The sequence below is a fragment of the Streptomyces sp. NPDC005551 genome (assembly GCF_042871785.1).
Lineage (GTDB): Bacteria > Actinomycetota > Actinomycetes > Streptomycetales > Streptomycetaceae > Streptomyces.
Genome location: NZ_JBIAJE010000006.1, coordinates 295,147 through 311,741 on the forward strand (window position 1 = coordinate 295,147; position 16,595 = coordinate 311,741).

Sequence of the window (16,595 nt, forward strand, 5' to 3'; positions counted from 1 at the left end):
CTGACCCGGGGTCGCGATCGGCGCGACAGTGGTGTTCATGGAGACATTCGTGAACACCACCGTCGCCCTGCTGACCGTCCTCGGGATCTTCCTCGTCCTGGCCCTGCCCTCACTGATCGGGCTGCGCCGGGAGTGGCGCGTCGACCGGGAGCTGAGGGCCGCCCGAGGCGCCGCCGCCGTGACTCAGAAGTCCTCGTCGAAGCCGACCGAGCCCTCCACCGCCACCTGGTACGCCGAGGGACGGCGCTCGAAGAAGTTGGTCAGCTCCTGAACACCCTGGAGCTCCATGAAGGAGAACGGGTTCTCCGAGCCGTACACCGGGGCGAAGCCGAGACGCGCGAGGCGCTGGTCGGCGACGCACTCCAGGTACTGCCGCATCGAGTCCGTGTTCATCCCCGGGAGGCCGTCACCGCACAGGTCGCGCGCGAACTGCAGCTCGGCCTCGACGGCCTCCCGCAGCATGTCGGTGACCTGCTCCTCGAGCCGGTCGTCGAAGAGTTCCGGCTCCTCCTTGCGGACCGTGTCGACCACCTCGAAGGCGAAGGACATGTGCATCGTCTCGTCGCGGAACACCCAGTTGGTGCCGGTCGCGAGGCCGTGCAGGAGACCCCGGCTGCGGAACCAGTAGACGTACGCGAAGGCGCCGTAGAAGAACAGCCCCTCGATGCACGCGGCGAAGCAGATCAGGTTCAGCAGGAAGCGCCGCCGGTCGGCCTTCGACTCCAGCCGGTCCAGCTTCTCGACCGAGTCCATCCACTTGAAGCAGAACCCGGCCTTCTCGCGGATGGACAGGATGCTCTCGACGGCGTCGAAGGCCGCGGCGCGGTCCTCCGGGTCCGGCAGATACGTGTCGAGCAGCGTCAGGTAGAACTGCACGTGCACGGCCTCCTCGAACAGCTGGCGCGAGAGGTACAGCCGCGCCTCCGGGGAGTTGATGTGCTTGTACAGCGTCAGCACCAGGTTGTTCGCGACGATCGAGTCACCCGTCGCGAAGAACGCGACGAGGCGGCCGATCATGTGCTGCTCGCCCTGCGACAGCTTCGCCAGGTCGGCGACGTCCGAATGGAGGTCGACCTCCTCGACGGTCCAGGTGTTCTTGATCGCGTCCCGGTAGCGCTCGTAGAAGTCCGGGTAGCGCATCGGGCGGAGCGTCAGCTCGAAACCCGGGTCGAGCAGGTTCTTGGTCTCGCTGGACATCACTGGCAGGCCTCGCAGGACTCGGGGTTCTCAAGGGAGCAGGCGACGGCGTCCTCGTCGGGGACCGCCTGCACGGGGACGGGGGTCTGCGCCCGGGCGGCGCGGGCGATGCGGGTCGCCGGACGCGAGCGCAGGTAGTACGTCGTCTTCAGGCCCGACTTCCAGGCGTACGCGTACATCGAGGAGAGCTTGCCGATGGTCGGCGTCTCCAGGAACAGGTTCAGCGACTGGGCCTGGTCCAGGTACGGAGTCCGGGCGGCGGCCATGTCGATCAGCGCGCGCTGCGGGATCTCCCAGGCCGTGCGGTACAGGTCCCGCACTTCCCGCGGCACCCGGGTGAGGCCCTGCACCGAGCCGTTCGCCTCGCGCAGCGCCTCCCGGGTCTGCGCGTCCCACACGCCGAGCCGCTTCAGCTCCTCCACCAGGTAGGAGTTGACCTGGAGGAACTCACCGGACAGCGTCTCGCGCTTGAACAGGTTGGAGACCTGGGGCTCGATGCACTCGTAGACACCCGCGATGGAAGCGATCGTCGCGGTCGGCGCGATGGCGAGCAGCAGCGAGTTGCGCATGCCGACGGCAGCGATCCGCTCCCGCAGGGCCGCCCAGCGCTCCGGCCAGACCGGCTCCACGGCGTAGTGGTCCGGGTGCAGGACACCGCGGGCGGTGCGGGTCTTCTCCCAGGCGGGGAGCGGGCCGTTGCGCTCGGCGAGGTCCGCGGACGCCTCGTAGGCGGCCAGCATGACGCGTTCGGCGATCCGGGTGGAGAGCTGCTTGGCGGCGGCGGAGTCGAAGGGCAGCCGCAGTTTGAAGAAGACGTCCTGAAGGCCCATCGCGCCGAGGCCCACCGGGCGCCACCGGGCGTTGGAGCGGCCCGCCTGTTCGGTCGGGTAGAAGTTGATGTCGACGACCCGGTCGAGGAAGGTCACCGCCGTGCGGACGGTCTCGTCCAGCCGCTCCCAGTCGATGTCCCCGTCGACGACGAAGGCGCCGAGGTTGACCGAGCCGAGGTTGCAGACCGCGGTCTCCCCGTCGTTCGTGACCTCCAGGATCTCGGTGCACAGGTTCGAGGAGTGGACGGTGTGGCCCGGCTCCGCCGTCTGGTTGGCGGTGCGGTTGGCGGCGTCCTTGAACGTCATCCAGCCGTTGCCGGTCTGCGCCAGGGTGCGCATCATCCGGCCGTACAGGTCGCGGGCGGGGATCGTCTTCCTGGCCAGCCCCGCCTCCTCGGCCCGGCGGTACGCGGCGTCGAACTCCTCGCCCCACAGGTCGACCAGCTCGGGCACGTCGGACGGCGAGAACAGCGACCAGACGCCGTTCGCGTCGACCCGGCGCATGAACTCGTCGGGGATCCAGTGCGCGAGGTTGAGATTGTGCGTCCGGCGGGCGTCCTCACCGGTGTTGTCGCGCAGCTCCAGGAACTCCTCGATGTCGGAGTGCCAGGTCTCCAGGTACACCGCGGCCGCGCCCTTACGCCGGCCGCCCTGGTTGACCGCGGCGACCGAGGCGTCCAGCGTCTTCAGGAACGGCACGATTCCGTTGGAGTGACCGTTCGTGCCGCGGATCAGCGAACCGCGGGAGCGGATGCGGGAGTAGGACAGGCCGATGCCGCCGGCGTGCTTCGAGAGGCGGGCCACCTGGTGGTAGCGGTCGTAGAGGGAGTCCAGCTCGTCCAGCGGGGAGTCGAGGAGGTAGCAGGACGACATCTGCGGGTGGCGGGTGCCGGAGTTGAACAGCGTGGGGGAGGAGGGGAGATAGTCGAGCCGGCTCATCAGACCGTAGAGCGCGGCCACTTCGTCGACGGCGCGGGAGGTGTCGTCCTCGGCGAGGCCGGAGGCGACGCGCAGCATGAAGAACTGCGGGGTCTCGATCACGCGCCGGGTGATCGGGTGCCGGAGCAGATAGCGGCTGTGCAGGGTGCGCAGGCCGAAGTAACCGAAGCGGTCGTCGCCCGCGACGTCGACGAGCGCGTCGAGGCGTGCCGCGTGCAGGCGGACGAACTCGGCGGTGCGGTCCGCGATCAGTCCCTCCCGGTGCCCGACGGCGACGGAACCGGAGAAGGACGTGACGCCCTGCGAGGCGGCCTCGGCGGCGATGCTGATCGTCAGCAGCCGCGCGGCCAGGCGTGAGTAGACCGGGTCCTCGGAGATGAGTCCCGCCGCGGCCTCGGTGGCCAGTTCGCGCAGCTCCGCCTCGTCCGCCCGCGCGGACCGGCCGCGCAGCGCGGCGGCGGCGACCTTGCCGGGGTCGGCGTCGGGGAGGTCGGCGGTGAGGTCGGTCAGGGTCCGCAGCAGCGCGGCACCGGGACCGTCCGGCTCGGCCGATGTCGCGGGCGGTGTCGCCGGATCGGCTGGCGCGATGGTCACGTGGGGCTCTCCCTCGCTCGGCACGGGGCCTTCGGGAGGGCAGCGGGGCACACGTCGTCCCGCACGGGTACGCGTGCGTCCACCGGCCCATTCCACGAGGCCCGGACGTCTGGGCACCCGGACCGGACGGACCGGGCGCACTGCCGGCAGGTCCTCGGACTGACCGTGTGCGCGAACGCGCACAAGTACACCGTTGCGGGACAGTTCCGGATTCGCACCGGATTCCCCTGCGGCGACAGCGAGCATGAGCATACATCTTGTGCCGGGCCGCCGACACGCCCCCACATGTTGTGCCGTGTCGGCTCCGGAGGGTGGCAGTCGGCGGGCAGGCCGCCGTCGCCTCCCCCGCTGTCAGAGCGTCAGCTCGTACGTCAGCAGCAGGATGTCGTCGAGGTCCGGGAGCGGGTTCCAGTCGCGCGCGGGGGCCCGGGTGAAACCGAGCCGCTCGTAGACGCGGTGGGCGGCGCGCATGGTGCGCTGGGTGGAGAGCACGACGCGGAAACAGCCCTCCGTGGCCCGTGCGCGGTCGATGCACGCCCGCACCAGGGCCTCTCCGGCGCCTCTTCCACGCGCCTCACGGGCGACCGCGAGCATGCGGATCTCGGCCTCGCCGGGGCCCGCGAGTTCGGCCAGTGCGCTGCCCGCCGATGGCACATGGGTCACGCCGCCGAGCACCGTGCCCTGCCGGTCGACGGCGACCAGGACCTCGGCCGCGGCGGCGCGCCGCTCGACGTCCCGCAAGTGCACCAGGTAGCCGTCGCTCTCCCCGAAGTCGAGCAGGCCGTCCCCGAGATACGCCTGCGCGGTGATCTCCCCGAGCGTCTCGTACTCCTCGGGCCGGGCCCGTCTGATGAGGATGTCCATGCGGCCGAGTCTGCCGGAAACGGACGACGACGGGCCGCCGGTTCTCCCCGGCGGCCCGTCGTCCGGTGCGCGGGACTCAGTGGGCGACGTCCGCCGTGGCCACCGGGAGTTCCGTCCGGACACCCGGGTCCCCGGCGTCCGCCGTGTAGTCCGCGGGCGAGGTCTCGTCCACGCCGTCGGGGGCCTTCGCCGCGCGCAGGGCGAAGGTGAGCACCACCGTCACCACGACGTTCAGCACGAAGGCCGTCAGACCGATGTAGCCGATCTCCCCGATGCCGGGGATCTCCTTGGAGCTGCCGCCGAAGTGCTTCTGCGTCGGGGAGGCGACCCCGTACGCGGCGAGGGTGCCGTAGGCCATGCCGACCGCCCAGCCCGCGAGGAGCGCCCAGCGGTGGAACCACCGGGTGAACAGACCGCCGACGAGCGCCGGGAAGGTCTGCAAAATCCAGATGCCGCCCAGCAGCTGGAAGTTGATCGCGACGGTCTTGTCCATGGTGAGGACGAAGGCCAGCGCACCCACCTTCACCAGCAGTGAGACCAGCTTGGAGACCTGGGTCTCCTGCTTCGGTGTGGCGTCCGGCTTGATGAAGTCCTTGTAGATGTTGCGGGTGAACAGGTTCGCCGCGGCGATGGACATGATCGCCGCAGGCACCAGCGCGCCGATGCCGATGGCCGCGAAGGCCACACCCGCGAACCAGTCGGGGAACATCGTCTCGAAGAGCTGCGGGATCGCCAGCTGCCCGTTCTCCACCTTCACCCCGGCCGCGATGGCCATGAACCCGAGCAGGGCGAGCAGGCCGAGCATCAGCGAGTACAGCGGCAGGATCGTGGTGTTGCGCCGGATCACCTCACGGCTGCGGCTGGACAGCGTCGCGGTGATCGAGTGCGGGTACATGAACAGCGCCAGTGCCGAACCGAGGGCGAGCGTGGCGTACGTCCACTGGCCGGCCTCGGCGGGCACGATGCCGCCCGCGCCCGCGGCCGTGTACTTGTCGCCCGCCGCCTTGAAGATCTCGTCGAACCCGCCGAGCTTGATGGGTATGTAGATGATGGCCACCGCGATCACGATGTAGATCAGGGTGTCCTTCACGAACGCGATCAGGGCGGGTGCCCGCAGGCCCGACGAGTACGTGTACGCGGCCAGCACGCCGAACGCGATGAGTAGCGGCAGGTCCTTCACGAACCAGTTGGTGTCCTCACCGCCGCCGACGCCCATCACGTCCAGCACCGCCTGGATGCCGACGAGTTGCAGCGCGATGTAGGGCATCGTGGCGAGGATGCCGGTGACGGCCACCGCCAGCGACAGCCCCTTGGAGCCGAAGCGCCCGCGCACGAAGTCCGACGTCGTCACATAGCCGTGCTTGTGCGAGACCGACCACAGTCGCGGCAGGAACGTGAAGATCAGCGGGTAGACGAGGATGGTGTACGGCACGGCGAAGAAGCCGGCCGCGCCCGCCGCGTAGATCGCCGCGGGTACGGCGACGAAGGTGTACGCCGTGTAGAGGTCGCCGCCGAGCAGGAACCAGGTCACCCAGGTGCCGAACGACCGTCCGCCCAGGCCCCATTCGTCGAGGCTGTGCTCGACCTCGGCCTTGCGCCAGCGTGCGGCGAGGAAGCCCATGACCGTGACGGCCACGAAGAAGAAGACGAAGACGCCGAGGGCGACTCCGTTCACGCCGTCCTTCACTTCGACGCACCCCCGTCCCTGGGCGTACGGCCGCGCTGGTCACGCCGCCAGAGCTGGTACGCGGTCATCGTGAGCAGCGTGGAGACGAGCACCCACAGCATCTGGTACCAGTAGAAGAAGGGGATCCCGATGAACGTCGGGTCGGTCTTCGCGTACGAGCCGACCCAGAGCATCGCCACGAAGGGTGCGACGAGACAAAGGGCGATCACCACACGGACCGGTGTCACCACCGGTGGCTTCACTTCGGGCACATCTGACATTCGGCGGCTCCGTCCCCTCGCTGATCACCTGTGCAACGCGCAGGCAATCTAGGCGACGGTGTCAGGCGCACGGAACCCCCCGTCCGCATATCGGTCCCCACCAGCGGGTTCCCGGTGGGTAAACGCCCGGAGGGGGCTTTTTGCGCACCGGTGAGGGCGCCTCGTCGAGCCGGTGCTTTTTGCGCACCGGTGAGGGGCCCGCGTCGAGCCGCTGGCTTCTTGTGCACCGGTGAAGGCGCCCGCGTCGAGCCGCCGGTCAGTCCACCGGGCGCTTGAGGCGGGCCACGAACTTGTACCGGTCGCCCCGGTACACCGAGCGGACCCACTCCACCGGTTGGCCGGTCCTGTCCAGCGAGTGGCGGGAGAGCATCAGCATGGGCAGCCCGACGTCGGTGCCGAGCAGCCCGGCCTCGCGCGGGGTGGCCAGTGAGGTCTCGATGGTCTCCTCGGCCTCGGCGAGGTGGACGTCGTACACCTCGGCGAGCGCGGTGTAGAGAGAGGTGTACTTGGCGAGCGAACGCCGCAGGGCGGGGAAGCGCTTGGCGGACAGGTGGGTCGTCTCGATCGCCATCGGCTCGCCGCTCGCCAGCCGCAGCCGCTCGATGCGCAGCACGCGCCCGCCCGCGTTGATGTGGAGCAGCCCGGCGAGCGTCTCGTCCGCCGTGATGTAGCCGATGTCCAGGAGCTGCGAGGTGGGTTCCAGGCCCTGGGCGCGCATGTCCTCGGTGTACGAGGTGAGTTGGAGGGCCTGCGAGACCTTCGGCTTCGCGACGAAGGTGCCCTTGCCCTGGATGCGTTCCAGCCGGCCCTCGACGACGAGTTCCTGCAGCGCCTGGCGCACGGTCGTGCGGGAGGTGTCGAACTCGGCGGCGAGGGTGCGCTCCGGCGGCACCGGCGTGCCGGGCGGCAGCGTCTCCGTCATATCGAGCAGGTGCTTCTTCAGACGGTAGTACTTGGGCACGCGCGCGGTACGGATGGGCGCCCCACCCTCGTTCTCCGCACTGCTGACGTCGGTGCTCATGCTCTGCCTTCCCGGCTCCGGATGCCGAAGCGACCGACCCTGTCCGATCGGTCACGGCTCACATCGTGGCACGGCTCGGTGCGTGAGAGGCCCCCGCACGCTGCGTGATCCCCTCTATATACCGTCGGGGTTTCGTGTTGGTCTAGTCCATCGCGCCGGGGCGGTGCGCGTGGCGCCCGGTTCGTGCGGCCGCAACCCCCCTGTCCGACTTGCCACTTGAGCAATGAAAGGTCCCTGCATATGTCGGTCCCGTAACGGAGGCCGAGCGGGACTTCCGCACCCTTGACACCCCTCTAGGTCTAGGCCAAGCTCCCGGTACTGGTCTACACCATTGGTCCAGGTCCCGGCCCCACGGGCAGTACTCGTCACAGGTCACCGCGGTGGGCAGGGGGGTTATGACATCCCTGAGGAGGGTGGCGTGAAGCGCAAGCTGATAGCCGCGATCGGTATCGCGGGCATGATGGTTTCCATCGCGGCGTGCGGGGACAGTGACAAGGACTCCGGGGGCGGCAAGGGCGGCGCGGAGGCCAAGGAGCTCACCGTCTGGCTGACGGTGGACGCGCAGAACAACTGGCCCGAGCTGGTGAAGGCCGCCGACGCCGCGGTCAAGAAGAAGCACCCCGGCGTCAAGATCAACCACGAGTACTACGGCTGGCCCGACAAGAACGCCAAGCTCGACGCCGTCCTCGCCACGGACAAGGCCCCCGACGTGGTCGAGATGGGCAACACCGAGATGCTCGGCTACATGGTCAAGGGCGCCTTCGCTCCCGTCGACGCGTCGAAGTTCGACAACTCGGACGCCTGGCTGGACGGCCTCAAGGCCTCCGTCACCTACGACGGCAAGACCTACGGCGTTCCTTACTACGCCGGTGGCCGCGTCGGCAACTGGCGCAAGGACATCGCCGCCGCGTCCGGCGTCAAGTCCACGCCGAAGACCTACAAGGAACTCACCGCCGACCTGGACAAGATCCAGAAGAAGCAGGGCGACAAGTTCAGCGCCTGGTACCAGCCCACCCGCGACTGGTACGCCGCCATGTCCTTCGTCTACGACGCCGGCGGCTCCATCGCCGTCGAGTCCGGCGGCGAGTGGAAGGCCAACCTCTCCTCTCCCGAGTCGGTCAAGGGCCTCAAGGCCTTCAAGTCGGTCGTCGACAAGTACATGCACGCCGACAAGACCAAGGACGAGTCGGACCGCTACATCGTCTACGGCCAGGGCAAGTCCGGCATGATCTTCGGTGCCGCCTGGGAGGGCGCGACCTCCGAGGACCCGAAGAACGACAAGACCGGCAAGCTCAAGGGCAACCTCGAGAACTTCGTGGTCCCCGGCCCGTCCGGCAAGAACCTCCCCGTCTTCCTCGGCGGTTCCGACCTCGCCGTCCCGGTGAAGTCCGGCGCCCAGGAACTCGCCGCCGAGTGGATCAACGCCCTCACCGGCGCCGAGGGCCAGAAGGGTCTGATCGGCAAGGGCAACCTGCCGAACAACAAGACCGACCTCGCGACGCTGAAGAGCGACCCGAAGACCGCGGTCCCGGCCACCGCGGCCGAGAGCAACTGGTTCGTCCCGATGGCACCCGGCTGGGGCCAGGTCGAGAAGGCCCAGGTCCTGCAGACCATGCTGCAGAACATCGGCACCGGCAAGAAGTCGGTCGAGGCCGCCGCGAAGGAAGCGGACGCCAAGATCGACAAGGTCATCAACACCAAGTGACCCGAGGCGGGGCCCCGTTGCCTACGGGGCCCCGCCTGCCGTACGACCCTGCCGGGAGGCGGGGCCCGCTCCCCGTACGAACCGCGGGCCGGTGAGGGACGGGGCGCGCCTCCCGTACGACCTGTACCGGCCCGGCCGGCGGCGGGGACACCTCCCGCGGACCGGGCCGGGAGCCGGGGGGCCCGCCTCCCGTACGACCTGTACGACCCGGTCGGGGACGGGGCCCGCCGCCCGTACGACCCGAGGGACCGCTGAGGAGCGCGCGGATGAGTGCCGCTGATACGACCACTGCCAAAGTGCCGCCGACGCGGCAGTCGCCACCACCACCCGCCCCGCCGGTGGAGAGACCACGCCGGAAGCGGACCTCCGAGGGGGCAGCCGTCCCCTGGGCCCTGCTCGCCCCCTGCCTGCTGGTCCTCGTCCTGGTGCTCGGCTACCCCCTCGTCCGCCTGGTCACCCTGTCCTTCCAGGAGTTCGGGCAGTCCCAGCTGTGGGGCTTCAAGCCGGCCGAGTCGGTCGGCTTCGACAACTTCGCCAAGGTGCTCGGGGACGAGGAGTTCTGGGCGGTCGTCGTCCGCACGATCGTCTTCGCCGGCGGGGCCGTCGTCTTCACGATGGTCATCGGCATGCTGATCGCGCTGCTCCTGCAACGGGTCTCCGGCTGGGTGAAGACGCTCATCAACATCGCGCTGGTGGCCAGCTGGGGCATGCCCATCATCGTGGCCACCACCGTCTTCAAATGGCTCTTCGACTCCGACTACGGCGTCTTCAACGCGGTGCTAAGCAAGCTCCCCGGCGTCGACATGATCGGCCACAACTGGTTCGCCAGCGGCCCCCAGGGCCTGGCCGTGATCATGCTGCTGGTGGTGTGGGGGGCGGTGCCGTTCGTCGTCATCACGCTCAGTGCGGGCCTCACCCAGGTGCCCAAGGAACTGGAGGAGGCGGCGCGGCTCGACGGAGCGGGGGCGTGGGGCGTCTTCCGGTACGTCACGCTGCCGATCCTCAAGCCGATCATCGTGATGCTCACGACGCTCTCCGTCATCTGGGACATGGGCGTCTTCCCGCAGGTCTTCGTGATGCGCGGCGGCCACCCCGAGGCCGAGTTCCAACTGCTCACCACGTACTCGTACGACCGCGCCTTCGTGGTCAACGACTACGCGCAGGGGTCGGCGATCGCCCTGCTCACCGTGCTCCTGCTGCTCGGTGTCGTCGCCGTCTACATGCGCCAGATGCTCAAGATCGGAGAGGTCGAGTGACCACGACCACGGCTCCCGGCACCTCCCGGCCGCGCAAGCCGGCCACGGCCCCCGCCGCCTCCCGGCCGCGCAGGTCGAAGCTCGGCTGGAACCTGCTCGGCCTGTTCGTCTTCGTCACCGCGGGCTTCCCCGTCTACTGGATGCTCAACACGGCGTTCAAGCCGGCGAAGGACGCCATCGACCCGGACCCGAGCCTGCTGCCCACGGCACTCACGCTCGACAACTTCAGCCGGGCGCTCGACATCGCCGACTTCTGGGGGCCGGTGGCCCGCAGCCTGATCGTCTCGCTGGCGGTGGTGCTGATCGGCATCGTGGTCGGCATGCTGGCCGCGCTCGCCATCTCCCGGTTCGCCTTCCGCGGCCGCAAGATCGTGATCGTCGGCATCCTGGCGGTCCAGATGGTCCCGCTCGTCGCCATGATCATCCCGGTCTTCCTGCTGCTGAACGACCTCGGACAGTACGACAAGCTCACCGGTCTGATCATCACCTACCTGACGTTCATCCTTCCCTTCACGGTGTGGACGCTGCGCGGCTTCATCGTCAACATCCCGAGGGAACTGGAGGAGGCCGCGATGGTCGACGGCTGCTCCCGCACCGGCGCCTTCGTCCGCGTCGTCTTCCCGCTGCTGGCCCCCGGCATGGTCGCCACCTCGGTCTACGGCTTCATCCAGGCCTGGAACGAATACCTCTACGCCCTGATGCTCATGAGTCAGAAGAACCAGACCGCCACGGTCTGGCTCGGCAACTTCACCACCAAGCACGGCACCGAGTACGCCCCGATGATGGCCGGTTCCACGATGATGGCCGTGCCGATCGTCGTCCTCTTCCTCATCGTCCAGCGCAAAATGGCCGCGGGGCTGACCGCGGGCGCCGTGAAGGGATAACGCCACCCGATGACGACACTCGCCAGTGGTACCGACACGCTCACGCGCGACGCACTCGCCGTGCTGCAGCCCGGGTTCACCGGGACCAGCGCGCCCGACTGGCTGCTGCGCAGGCTCGGCGAAGGCCTCACGTCGGTCGGCCTGTTCGGCCGCAACATCGCCTCGCCCCGACAACTCACCTCCCTCACCGCCCAGTTGCGCGCCGAATGCGACGACGTGCTGGTCGCGATCGACGAGGAGGGCGGTGACGTCACCCGGCTCGAAGTGCGCACCGGATCCTCCTACCCCGGCAACCACGCGCTCGGCGCGGTGGACGACGTCGAGCTGACCAGGGAAGTGGCCCTCGCGCTCGGCCGCCGCCTGGCCGTCTGCGGCGTCAACCTCAACTGGGCCCCGTCCGCCGACGTGAACTCCAATCCCGACAACCCGGTCATCGGCGTGCGCTCTTTCGGCGCCGACACCGACCTGGTCGCCCGGCACACCGCCGCGTACGTCACCGGTCTGCAGGCCGCGGGCGTCGCGGCCTGCACCAAGCACTTCCCGGGGCACGGCGACACCGCGGTCGACTCGCACCACGCGCTGCCGCGCATCGACGCCGGACTGCCGGTGCTCCAGGCCCGCGAACTCGTCCCGTTCCGCGCCGCGATCGCCGCGGGCAGCCGGGCGGTCATGAGCGCGCACATCCTGGTACCGGCGCTGGATCCCGACCGCCCCGCCACGCTCTCCCGCCGCATCCTCACCGGGCTGCTCCGCGAGGAACTCGGCTACGAGGGGCTGATCGTCACCGACGGCATGGAGATGCAGGCCATCGCCGCGACCTACGGCATCGAACGGGGCAGCGTCCTCGCGATCGCCGCCGGTGCCGACGCGATCTGCGTCGGCGGCGGCCTCGCGGACGACGAGACGGTCCGCCGCCTGCGCGACGCCCTGGTCGCCGCGGTCCGCGCGGGCGAACTCCCCGAAGAACGCCTCGCGGACGCGGCGGCCCGGGTCCGTGCACTGGCGCGGTGGACGGCCGCGGCCGCGAGCACGGACTCCACGCCGGGCGCGGACTACACGCCGGGCGGGAACTCCGTCTCGGGCGTGGACCTCGTGTCGGGCGCGGACTCCGGGTCGGCCGGAGAGGCCGGCGGATCCGGCACCGGACGCCCGGGAGGCTCGTCCGGCGTCGAGGTCCTCGCCGAGGTCGGGCTCGTCGCCGCCCGGCGCGCGCTCACGGTGACCCGGTCCGGCACGTACGCCCCGCTCGCCGAGGCGCCCTACGTCGCCGCGCTGGCCCCGGTCGCGAACATCGCCGTCGGCGACGAGACCCCCTGGGGCGTCGCGGCCGAACTCGCACAGCTGCTGCCCGGCACGGAGACGGGCAGCTTCTCCGGCGAGGACGCGGGTGCCGCCGCCCTCAGCGCGGCGGGCCCGCGCCGCGTCGTCGCCGTCGTGCGCGATGAACACCGCCACCCGTGGATGACCACGGCGCTCGACGCCCTCCTGGCCGCCCGCCCCGACACGATCGTCGTCGAGATGGGCGTCCCCCAGGCGGCCCCCCGGGGCGCGCTGCACATCGCGACCCACGGAGCGGCGAGAGTATGCGGCCGTGCCGCGGCGGAGGTCATCGCCGGGGCGTGAGCCCGACCCCCGCACACGCCACGCGAAGCCGGGACGGAAGGCGTCGGGCCCCTCGCAAAAGGGGGACCGGCGCCTCTGTCGCGGTGGGGGAGGGGAGCGGGCCGAACCGGGTGGGGCTGTCGGGCCGGGTGCATGCGGGCGACCCCTGGGCCCGGGCGGCCGTCGTCGCCCACGACAGCCTGACGACGCCCGCCAGGTCGAGGGCCGGTGAGCCGGTGAGCCGGTGAGCCGGAGGATGTGCCGCCCGGCGGGGTTATCGCAGCCCGCGGGGGAGCGCGGGACCAGCCGACCGCTCAGACATGCGACACGGTCCGGAGACTCGCGTCGGCTATACCCGGCAAGGCGCTCGGGTCGGCCGTACCCACCGAGGGCGCCCCGGTTGGCCGTACCCGCCGAGGGTGCTGGGGCCGACCGCACCCACTGCGGGTGCTCGGGTCAGCCGTACCCGGCAGGGCGCTCGGTGGGGCCGTACCTCGCCGGAGGTGCTCGGTTGGGGCCGTACCCGGCCGGGGGTGCTGGGATCGGCCGTACCCGCCGACGGTCTCCGGGTCGGCTGGACGAGTTCAGGTCGGCCCAGGCCCCGTCGCACGGCGGCCCCGGCCCGCGCTCGGGTTCCCGTACCCGCCGGGGGTGTTCAGGCCGACGGCGCGGCTCGGGTCGGTCTGCATGGTCGGGGCGGCCGGGACGCACGTACGTACCGGAAGGGGGCGGAGCTGCTCACGTCAGCCCGCCCCGCCCCGCCCGCTGGGCCGACGTACCGGCCGGTCGACCCGGTGGACCGGGCACCGTCGTCCTGGCCGACTGCCTTCGTCGGGCGGACCGGGCGGGCGGGATCGGTCAGATCCCCTGCCAGGACGGCTTGTTCGCGAAGGTGTGGCGGAAGTAGTCCGCGAGCTTCAGCTTGGAGGCCGCCGCGTCGTCCACGACAACCGTGGCGTGCGGGTGCAGCTGGAGCGCCGACGCCGGACACACCGCGGCGACCGGTCCCTCCACCGTCGCCGCGACCGCGTCGGCCTTGCCCTCGCCCGTCGCGAGCAGCACCAGATGGCGCGCCTCCAGGATCGTGCCGATGCCCTGGGTGATGACGTGGTGCGGGACCTGCTCGATGTCGCCCCCGAAGAAGCGGGCGTTGTCGACCCGGGTCTGCTCGGTCAGCGTCTTGATCCGGGTCCGCGAGGCGAGCGAGGAGCAGGGCTCGTTGAACCCGATGTGCCCGTCCGTCCCGATCCCGAGCAACTGGAGATCGACGCCACCGGCCGCGGCCAGCGCCCTGTCGTACGCACCGCACGCGGCCTGGACGTCCTCGGCGGTGCCGTCCGGCCCCATGAACGCGTCCATGCCCAGACCGAGCGGCTCCAGGACCTCGCGCCGCAACACCGACCGGTAGGACTCGGGGTGCTCGGCCGGCAGCCCCACGTACTCGTCGAGCTGGGCGATCCGCGCCCGCGAGGCGTCCACGGCACCCGACCCCGCCTTGGCCGCGAGCGCTTCGTAGATGGGCAGCGGGGTGGAACCGGTGGCCACGCCGAGCAGGGCGTCGGGCTTGCGCCGGAGCAGCTCCGCCATGGCCTCGGCGATGAGCTCGCCGCCCGCCTTGGCGTCCGGGACGATGACAACTTCCACGCTGGGCCTGCCGATCTGGAGAGGGGACTCAACTGGAACCCGAAGGGGGACACATGTGGTATAGACCAATCTAGCAGAGCCCCCGTGCCGGAGTCGCGCGGAACGCGCCACCGTCCGCCGTCGACCGCACCCACGGCGCCGCCCGGCCGCCGCCCTGCACGACCGGAGCCGCAGCCGCTCCCCGGCGCCACCCCTGCACCCCGCGCCAGGGCCTCTTCCGGCGCCACCCCCGCACCCCGAGCCGAGGCCCCCTTCCGGCACCGCGCCATGCTCCCCGCGCCGAGGGCCTCGTCCGAGCGCCCCGCTTGCTCTGCGCCCCGGAACCGGGGTCCCCACCCCGGCGCCGCGCCCGTGTCCCCGGTCACGGCCGGTCCCACGCCTCCGCCTCACACCCCGAGCTCTCACCCCCTTCCCGGCCCCGAACTCCACTCGTCGCCGCCGGCTCCGCCCCGGCCCGCCGCAGCCGGACGCGCCGCCTCTCGCAGTCCTTACGTCAGCGAACCCCCCGTCGCGTCCATCCAGTGCCCCGTCACCCATCGCCCCTCGTCCGAGGCGAGGAATGCCACCACGTCGGCCACGTCCCCCGGCGAGCCCACCCGGCCCAGTGCCGATATCGAGGCGGCCTGCGCCCACGCCTCGTCGCTCGAGCGGAGCCAGTCGGAGGTGTGGTCGGTGTCGACGATTCCGGGGGCGACCGTGTTCACCGTGATGCCGCGGGGGCCGAGCAGCTTGGACAGGTCGCGCGTGAAGACGTCCAGGGCGGCCTTCGTCATGGCGTACGCCATCTTGTCCGGCATCACCGCGGTGCGTGCGAGGCCCGAGGAGATGTTGACGACCCGCCCGCCGTCCCGCAGCCGGGACGCCCCCAGCCGGGTGACGAAATGGGGCGCCTTCACGTTGACCGCGAAGACCCGGTCGAACTCCGCCTCCTCGATCAGGTCGAACGGACTCGACGTGCCGATCCCGGCGTTGTTCACCAGGATGTCCAGTCCTTCCGCCTGCCGGTCGAAGGCCGCCCAGAGCGCCTCCGCGTCCCCCGGCACGCCCAGCTCCGCCCTCAGGGAGAACGCCGATCCGCCCGCCGCCTGAATCGCGGCCACCGTCTCCTTCGCCGCCGCCTCGTTGCTCCCGTAGTGCACGGCCACCCGCGCGCCGTCCCGGCCGAGCCGTTCCGCGATGCCCCGCCCGATGCCCCTGCTGCCGCCCGTGACGAGAGCCGTCCTGCCCGTGAGCACGCCCATGCCGGCACCCCTTCCCCATTTGTGTATCGGTCGCTACACAAAAAACCGTACACCAGCCCGCCGACATTTCTCTAGCACCCGCTATAAAATCCACTCCATGGTGAGCAGGCAGCAGACCGGGCCGCTGGTCGGGCCCGAGGGCGGGACGGTGGCCAACGCCCAGGCCGAGGACAGGACCCCGGCCGAGGGGGCGACCCCGGCCGGGAAATCCACCCCGGCCGAAAGGGTGACCCCGGTCGAGGGGAAGGCCCCCGTCCCGCCCCCGGGCAAGCAGCGGGGCCGTCCCCGTTCCTTCGACCGTGAGACCGCTCTGGAGAAGGCGATCCTCGCCTTCTGGGAGCACGGCTACGAGGGCACCTCCGTCTCGGACCTCACCCGCGTGATGGGCATCGGAGCCCCGAGCCTCTACGCGGCGTTCGGCGACAAGAGGTCACTGTTCGAGGAGGTCGTGCGCGCGTACGGGACCAGGTACGGATCGTTCGCCGAGCGCGCCCTCGCCGAGGAGCCCACCGCCCGCGGTGCCGTCGGGCGGACGCTGCGCGAGGCCGCCGTGGAGTACACCGATCCGGACCACCCGCACGGTTGCCTCGTGATCCACGCGGCGACCAACTGCACGTCGCCCGAGGTGGAGCGGTCGCTGCGGGACCGGCGCAACGCCAACCTCGCCGCCATCGAGAGCCGGATCAGGGCCGGGATGGCGGCCGGCGAACTCCCCGCGGACACCGACGCCGCCGCCCTGGCCCGGTACGCCGGAGCCATGATCCAGGGCATGTCCCAGCAGGCCAGGGACGGCGCGAGCCGGGAGGAACTCGAAGCGCTCGCCGATCTCGCCATGGCAATCTGGCCGAGCTCGTGAGATCCGCTCCCCCGA

At 70.7% G+C, this 16,595-nt stretch carries 14 protein-coding genes and 1 riboswitch; of the genes, 6 read left to right on the forward strand and 8 right to left on the reverse strand.

Annotated features, from left to right (window positions below; all coding sequences use genetic code 11):
- Positions 1-37 precede the first annotated feature (37 nt).
- The gene (locus ACFYP4_RS19380) at positions 38-271 is read left to right on the forward strand and encodes a hypothetical protein (protein ID WP_358850133.1); all 234 of its coding nucleotides are present in this window, start codon (positions 38-40) and stop codon (positions 269-271) included.
- Here ACFYP4_RS19380 and ACFYP4_RS19385 read toward each other — a convergent pair.
- The 6 genes from ACFYP4_RS19385 to ACFYP4_RS19410 all read right to left on the reverse strand — a co-directional run bounded on the left by ACFYP4_RS19385 (position 184) and on the right by ACFYP4_RS19410 (position 7,392).
- Complete coding sequence (locus tag ACFYP4_RS19385; RefSeq protein ID WP_388786482.1) at positions 184-1,197, reverse strand: ribonucleotide-diphosphate reductase subunit beta; 1,014 nt, start codon at positions 1,195-1,197, stop codon at positions 184-186. The genes ACFYP4_RS19380 and ACFYP4_RS19385 overlap by 88 nt on opposite strands.
- The gene (locus ACFYP4_RS19390) at positions 1,197-3,560 is read right to left on the reverse strand and encodes a ribonucleoside-diphosphate reductase subunit alpha (RefSeq protein ID WP_388786485.1); all 2,364 of its coding nucleotides are present in this window, start codon (positions 3,558-3,560) and stop codon (positions 1,197-1,199) included. Before ACFYP4_RS19390 ends, ACFYP4_RS19385 begins: the two co-directional genes overlap by 1 nt.
- A 127-nt stretch (positions 3,561-3,687) precedes the next feature.
- A riboswitch (cobalamin riboswitch) is annotated at positions 3,688-3,850 on the reverse strand.
- A 61-nt stretch (positions 3,851-3,911) separates the two neighbouring features.
- Positions 3,912-4,424 (reverse strand): GNAT family N-acetyltransferase, encoded by a 513-nt coding sequence (locus tag ACFYP4_RS19395; protein ID WP_388786488.1) that lies wholly within the window; start codon positions 4,422-4,424, stop codon positions 3,912-3,914.
- A gap of 76 nt (positions 4,425-4,500) precedes the next feature.
- Positions 4,501-6,111, reverse strand: a complete 1,611-nt coding sequence (gene mctP, locus ACFYP4_RS19400; RefSeq protein WP_358852698.1) for a monocarboxylate uptake permease MctP — start codon at positions 6,109-6,111, stop codon at positions 4,501-4,503.
- A complete protein-coding gene (locus ACFYP4_RS19405; RefSeq protein ID WP_358852699.1) occupies positions 6,108-6,371 on the reverse strand; it encodes a DUF3311 domain-containing protein in 264 nt (87 codons plus the stop codon). The genes mctP and ACFYP4_RS19405 overlap by 4 nt, the downstream gene beginning before the upstream one ends.
- 256 nt (positions 6,372-6,627) lie before the next feature.
- Positions 6,628-7,392, reverse strand: a complete 765-nt coding sequence (locus tag ACFYP4_RS19410) for a GntR family transcriptional regulator (RefSeq protein WP_388786492.1) — start codon at positions 7,390-7,392, stop codon at positions 6,628-6,630.
- 418 nt (positions 7,393-7,810) lie between these two features.
- On the opposite strand from ACFYP4_RS19410, the gene ACFYP4_RS19415 reads away from it, so the two are divergent.
- The 4 genes from ACFYP4_RS19415 to ACFYP4_RS19430 all read left to right on the forward strand — a co-directional run bounded on the left by ACFYP4_RS19415 (position 7,811) and on the right by ACFYP4_RS19430 (position 12,860).
- Complete coding sequence (locus ACFYP4_RS19415) at positions 7,811-9,097, forward strand: extracellular solute-binding protein (RefSeq protein ID WP_388786495.1); 1,287 nt, start codon at positions 7,811-7,813, stop codon at positions 9,095-9,097.
- 266 nt (positions 9,098-9,363) lie between these two features.
- Positions 9,364-10,353: a sugar ABC transporter permease gene (locus ACFYP4_RS19420; protein ID WP_358852702.1), complete on the forward strand. Its 990-nt coding sequence runs from the start codon at positions 9,364-9,366 to the stop codon at positions 10,351-10,353.
- Complete coding sequence (locus ACFYP4_RS19425; RefSeq protein WP_388786498.1) at positions 10,350-11,237, forward strand: carbohydrate ABC transporter permease; 888 nt, start codon at positions 10,350-10,352, stop codon at positions 11,235-11,237. The genes ACFYP4_RS19420 and ACFYP4_RS19425 overlap by 4 nt, the downstream gene beginning before the upstream one ends.
- A 9-nt stretch (positions 11,238-11,246) precedes the next feature.
- Positions 11,247-12,860, forward strand: a complete 1,614-nt coding sequence (locus tag ACFYP4_RS19430; RefSeq protein ID WP_388786501.1) for a glycoside hydrolase family 3 protein — start codon at positions 11,247-11,249, stop codon at positions 12,858-12,860.
- A gap of 837 nt (positions 12,861-13,697) precedes the next feature.
- On the opposite strand, the gene nagB is transcribed toward ACFYP4_RS19430, so the two are convergent.
- Positions 13,698-14,483, reverse strand: coding sequence for a glucosamine-6-phosphate deaminase (nagB, locus tag ACFYP4_RS19435; protein ID WP_388786504.1), 786 nt, complete (start codon positions 14,481-14,483; stop codon positions 13,698-13,700).
- Positions 14,484-14,971: 488 nt separating this feature from the next.
- The gene (locus tag ACFYP4_RS19440) at positions 14,972-15,724 is read right to left on the reverse strand and encodes an SDR family oxidoreductase (RefSeq protein WP_358852705.1); all 753 of its coding nucleotides are present in this window, start codon (positions 15,722-15,724) and stop codon (positions 14,972-14,974) included.
- 97 nt (positions 15,725-15,821) lie between these two features.
- On the opposite strand from ACFYP4_RS19440, the gene ACFYP4_RS19445 reads away from it, so the two are divergent.
- The gene (locus ACFYP4_RS19445; protein WP_388786507.1) at positions 15,822-16,580 is read left to right on the forward strand and encodes a TetR/AcrR family transcriptional regulator; all 759 of its coding nucleotides are present in this window, start codon (positions 15,822-15,824) and stop codon (positions 16,578-16,580) included.
- The last annotated feature ends 15 nt before the right edge of the window (positions 16,581-16,595 follow it).

Bases quoted from the DNA above. Each gene is read 5' to 3' on its own strand.
- ACFYP4_RS19445 (WP_388786507.1), top strand. From the start codon at position 15,822: ATGGTGAGCAGGCAGCAGACCGGGCCGCTGGTCGGGCCCGAGGGCGGG.
- ACFYP4_RS19405 (WP_358852699.1), bottom strand. From the start codon at position 6,371: ATGTCAGATGTGCCCGAAGTGAAGCCACCGGTGGTGACACCGGTCCGT.
- ACFYP4_RS19440 (WP_358852705.1), bottom strand. From the start codon at position 15,724: ATGGGCGTGCTCACGGGCAGGACGGCTCTCGTCACGGGCGGCAGCAGG.
- ACFYP4_RS19395 (WP_388786488.1), bottom strand. From the start codon at position 4,424: ATGGACATCCTCATCAGACGGGCCCGGCCCGAGGAGTACGAGACGCTC.
- ACFYP4_RS19385 (WP_388786482.1), bottom strand. From the start codon at position 1,197: ATGTCCAGCGAGACCAAGAACCTGCTCGACCCGGGTTTCGAGCTGACG.
- ACFYP4_RS19420 (WP_358852702.1), top strand. From the start codon at position 9,364: ATGAGTGCCGCTGATACGACCACTGCCAAAGTGCCGCCGACGCGGCAG.
- ACFYP4_RS19380 (WP_358850133.1), top strand. From the start codon at position 38: ATGGAGACATTCGTGAACACCACCGTCGCCCTGCTGACCGTCCTCGGG.
- ACFYP4_RS19430 (WP_388786501.1), top strand. From the start codon at position 11,247: ATGACGACACTCGCCAGTGGTACCGACACGCTCACGCGCGACGCACTC.
- ACFYP4_RS19410 (WP_388786492.1), bottom strand. From the start codon at position 7,392: ATGAGCACCGACGTCAGCAGTGCGGAGAACGAGGGTGGGGCGCCCATC.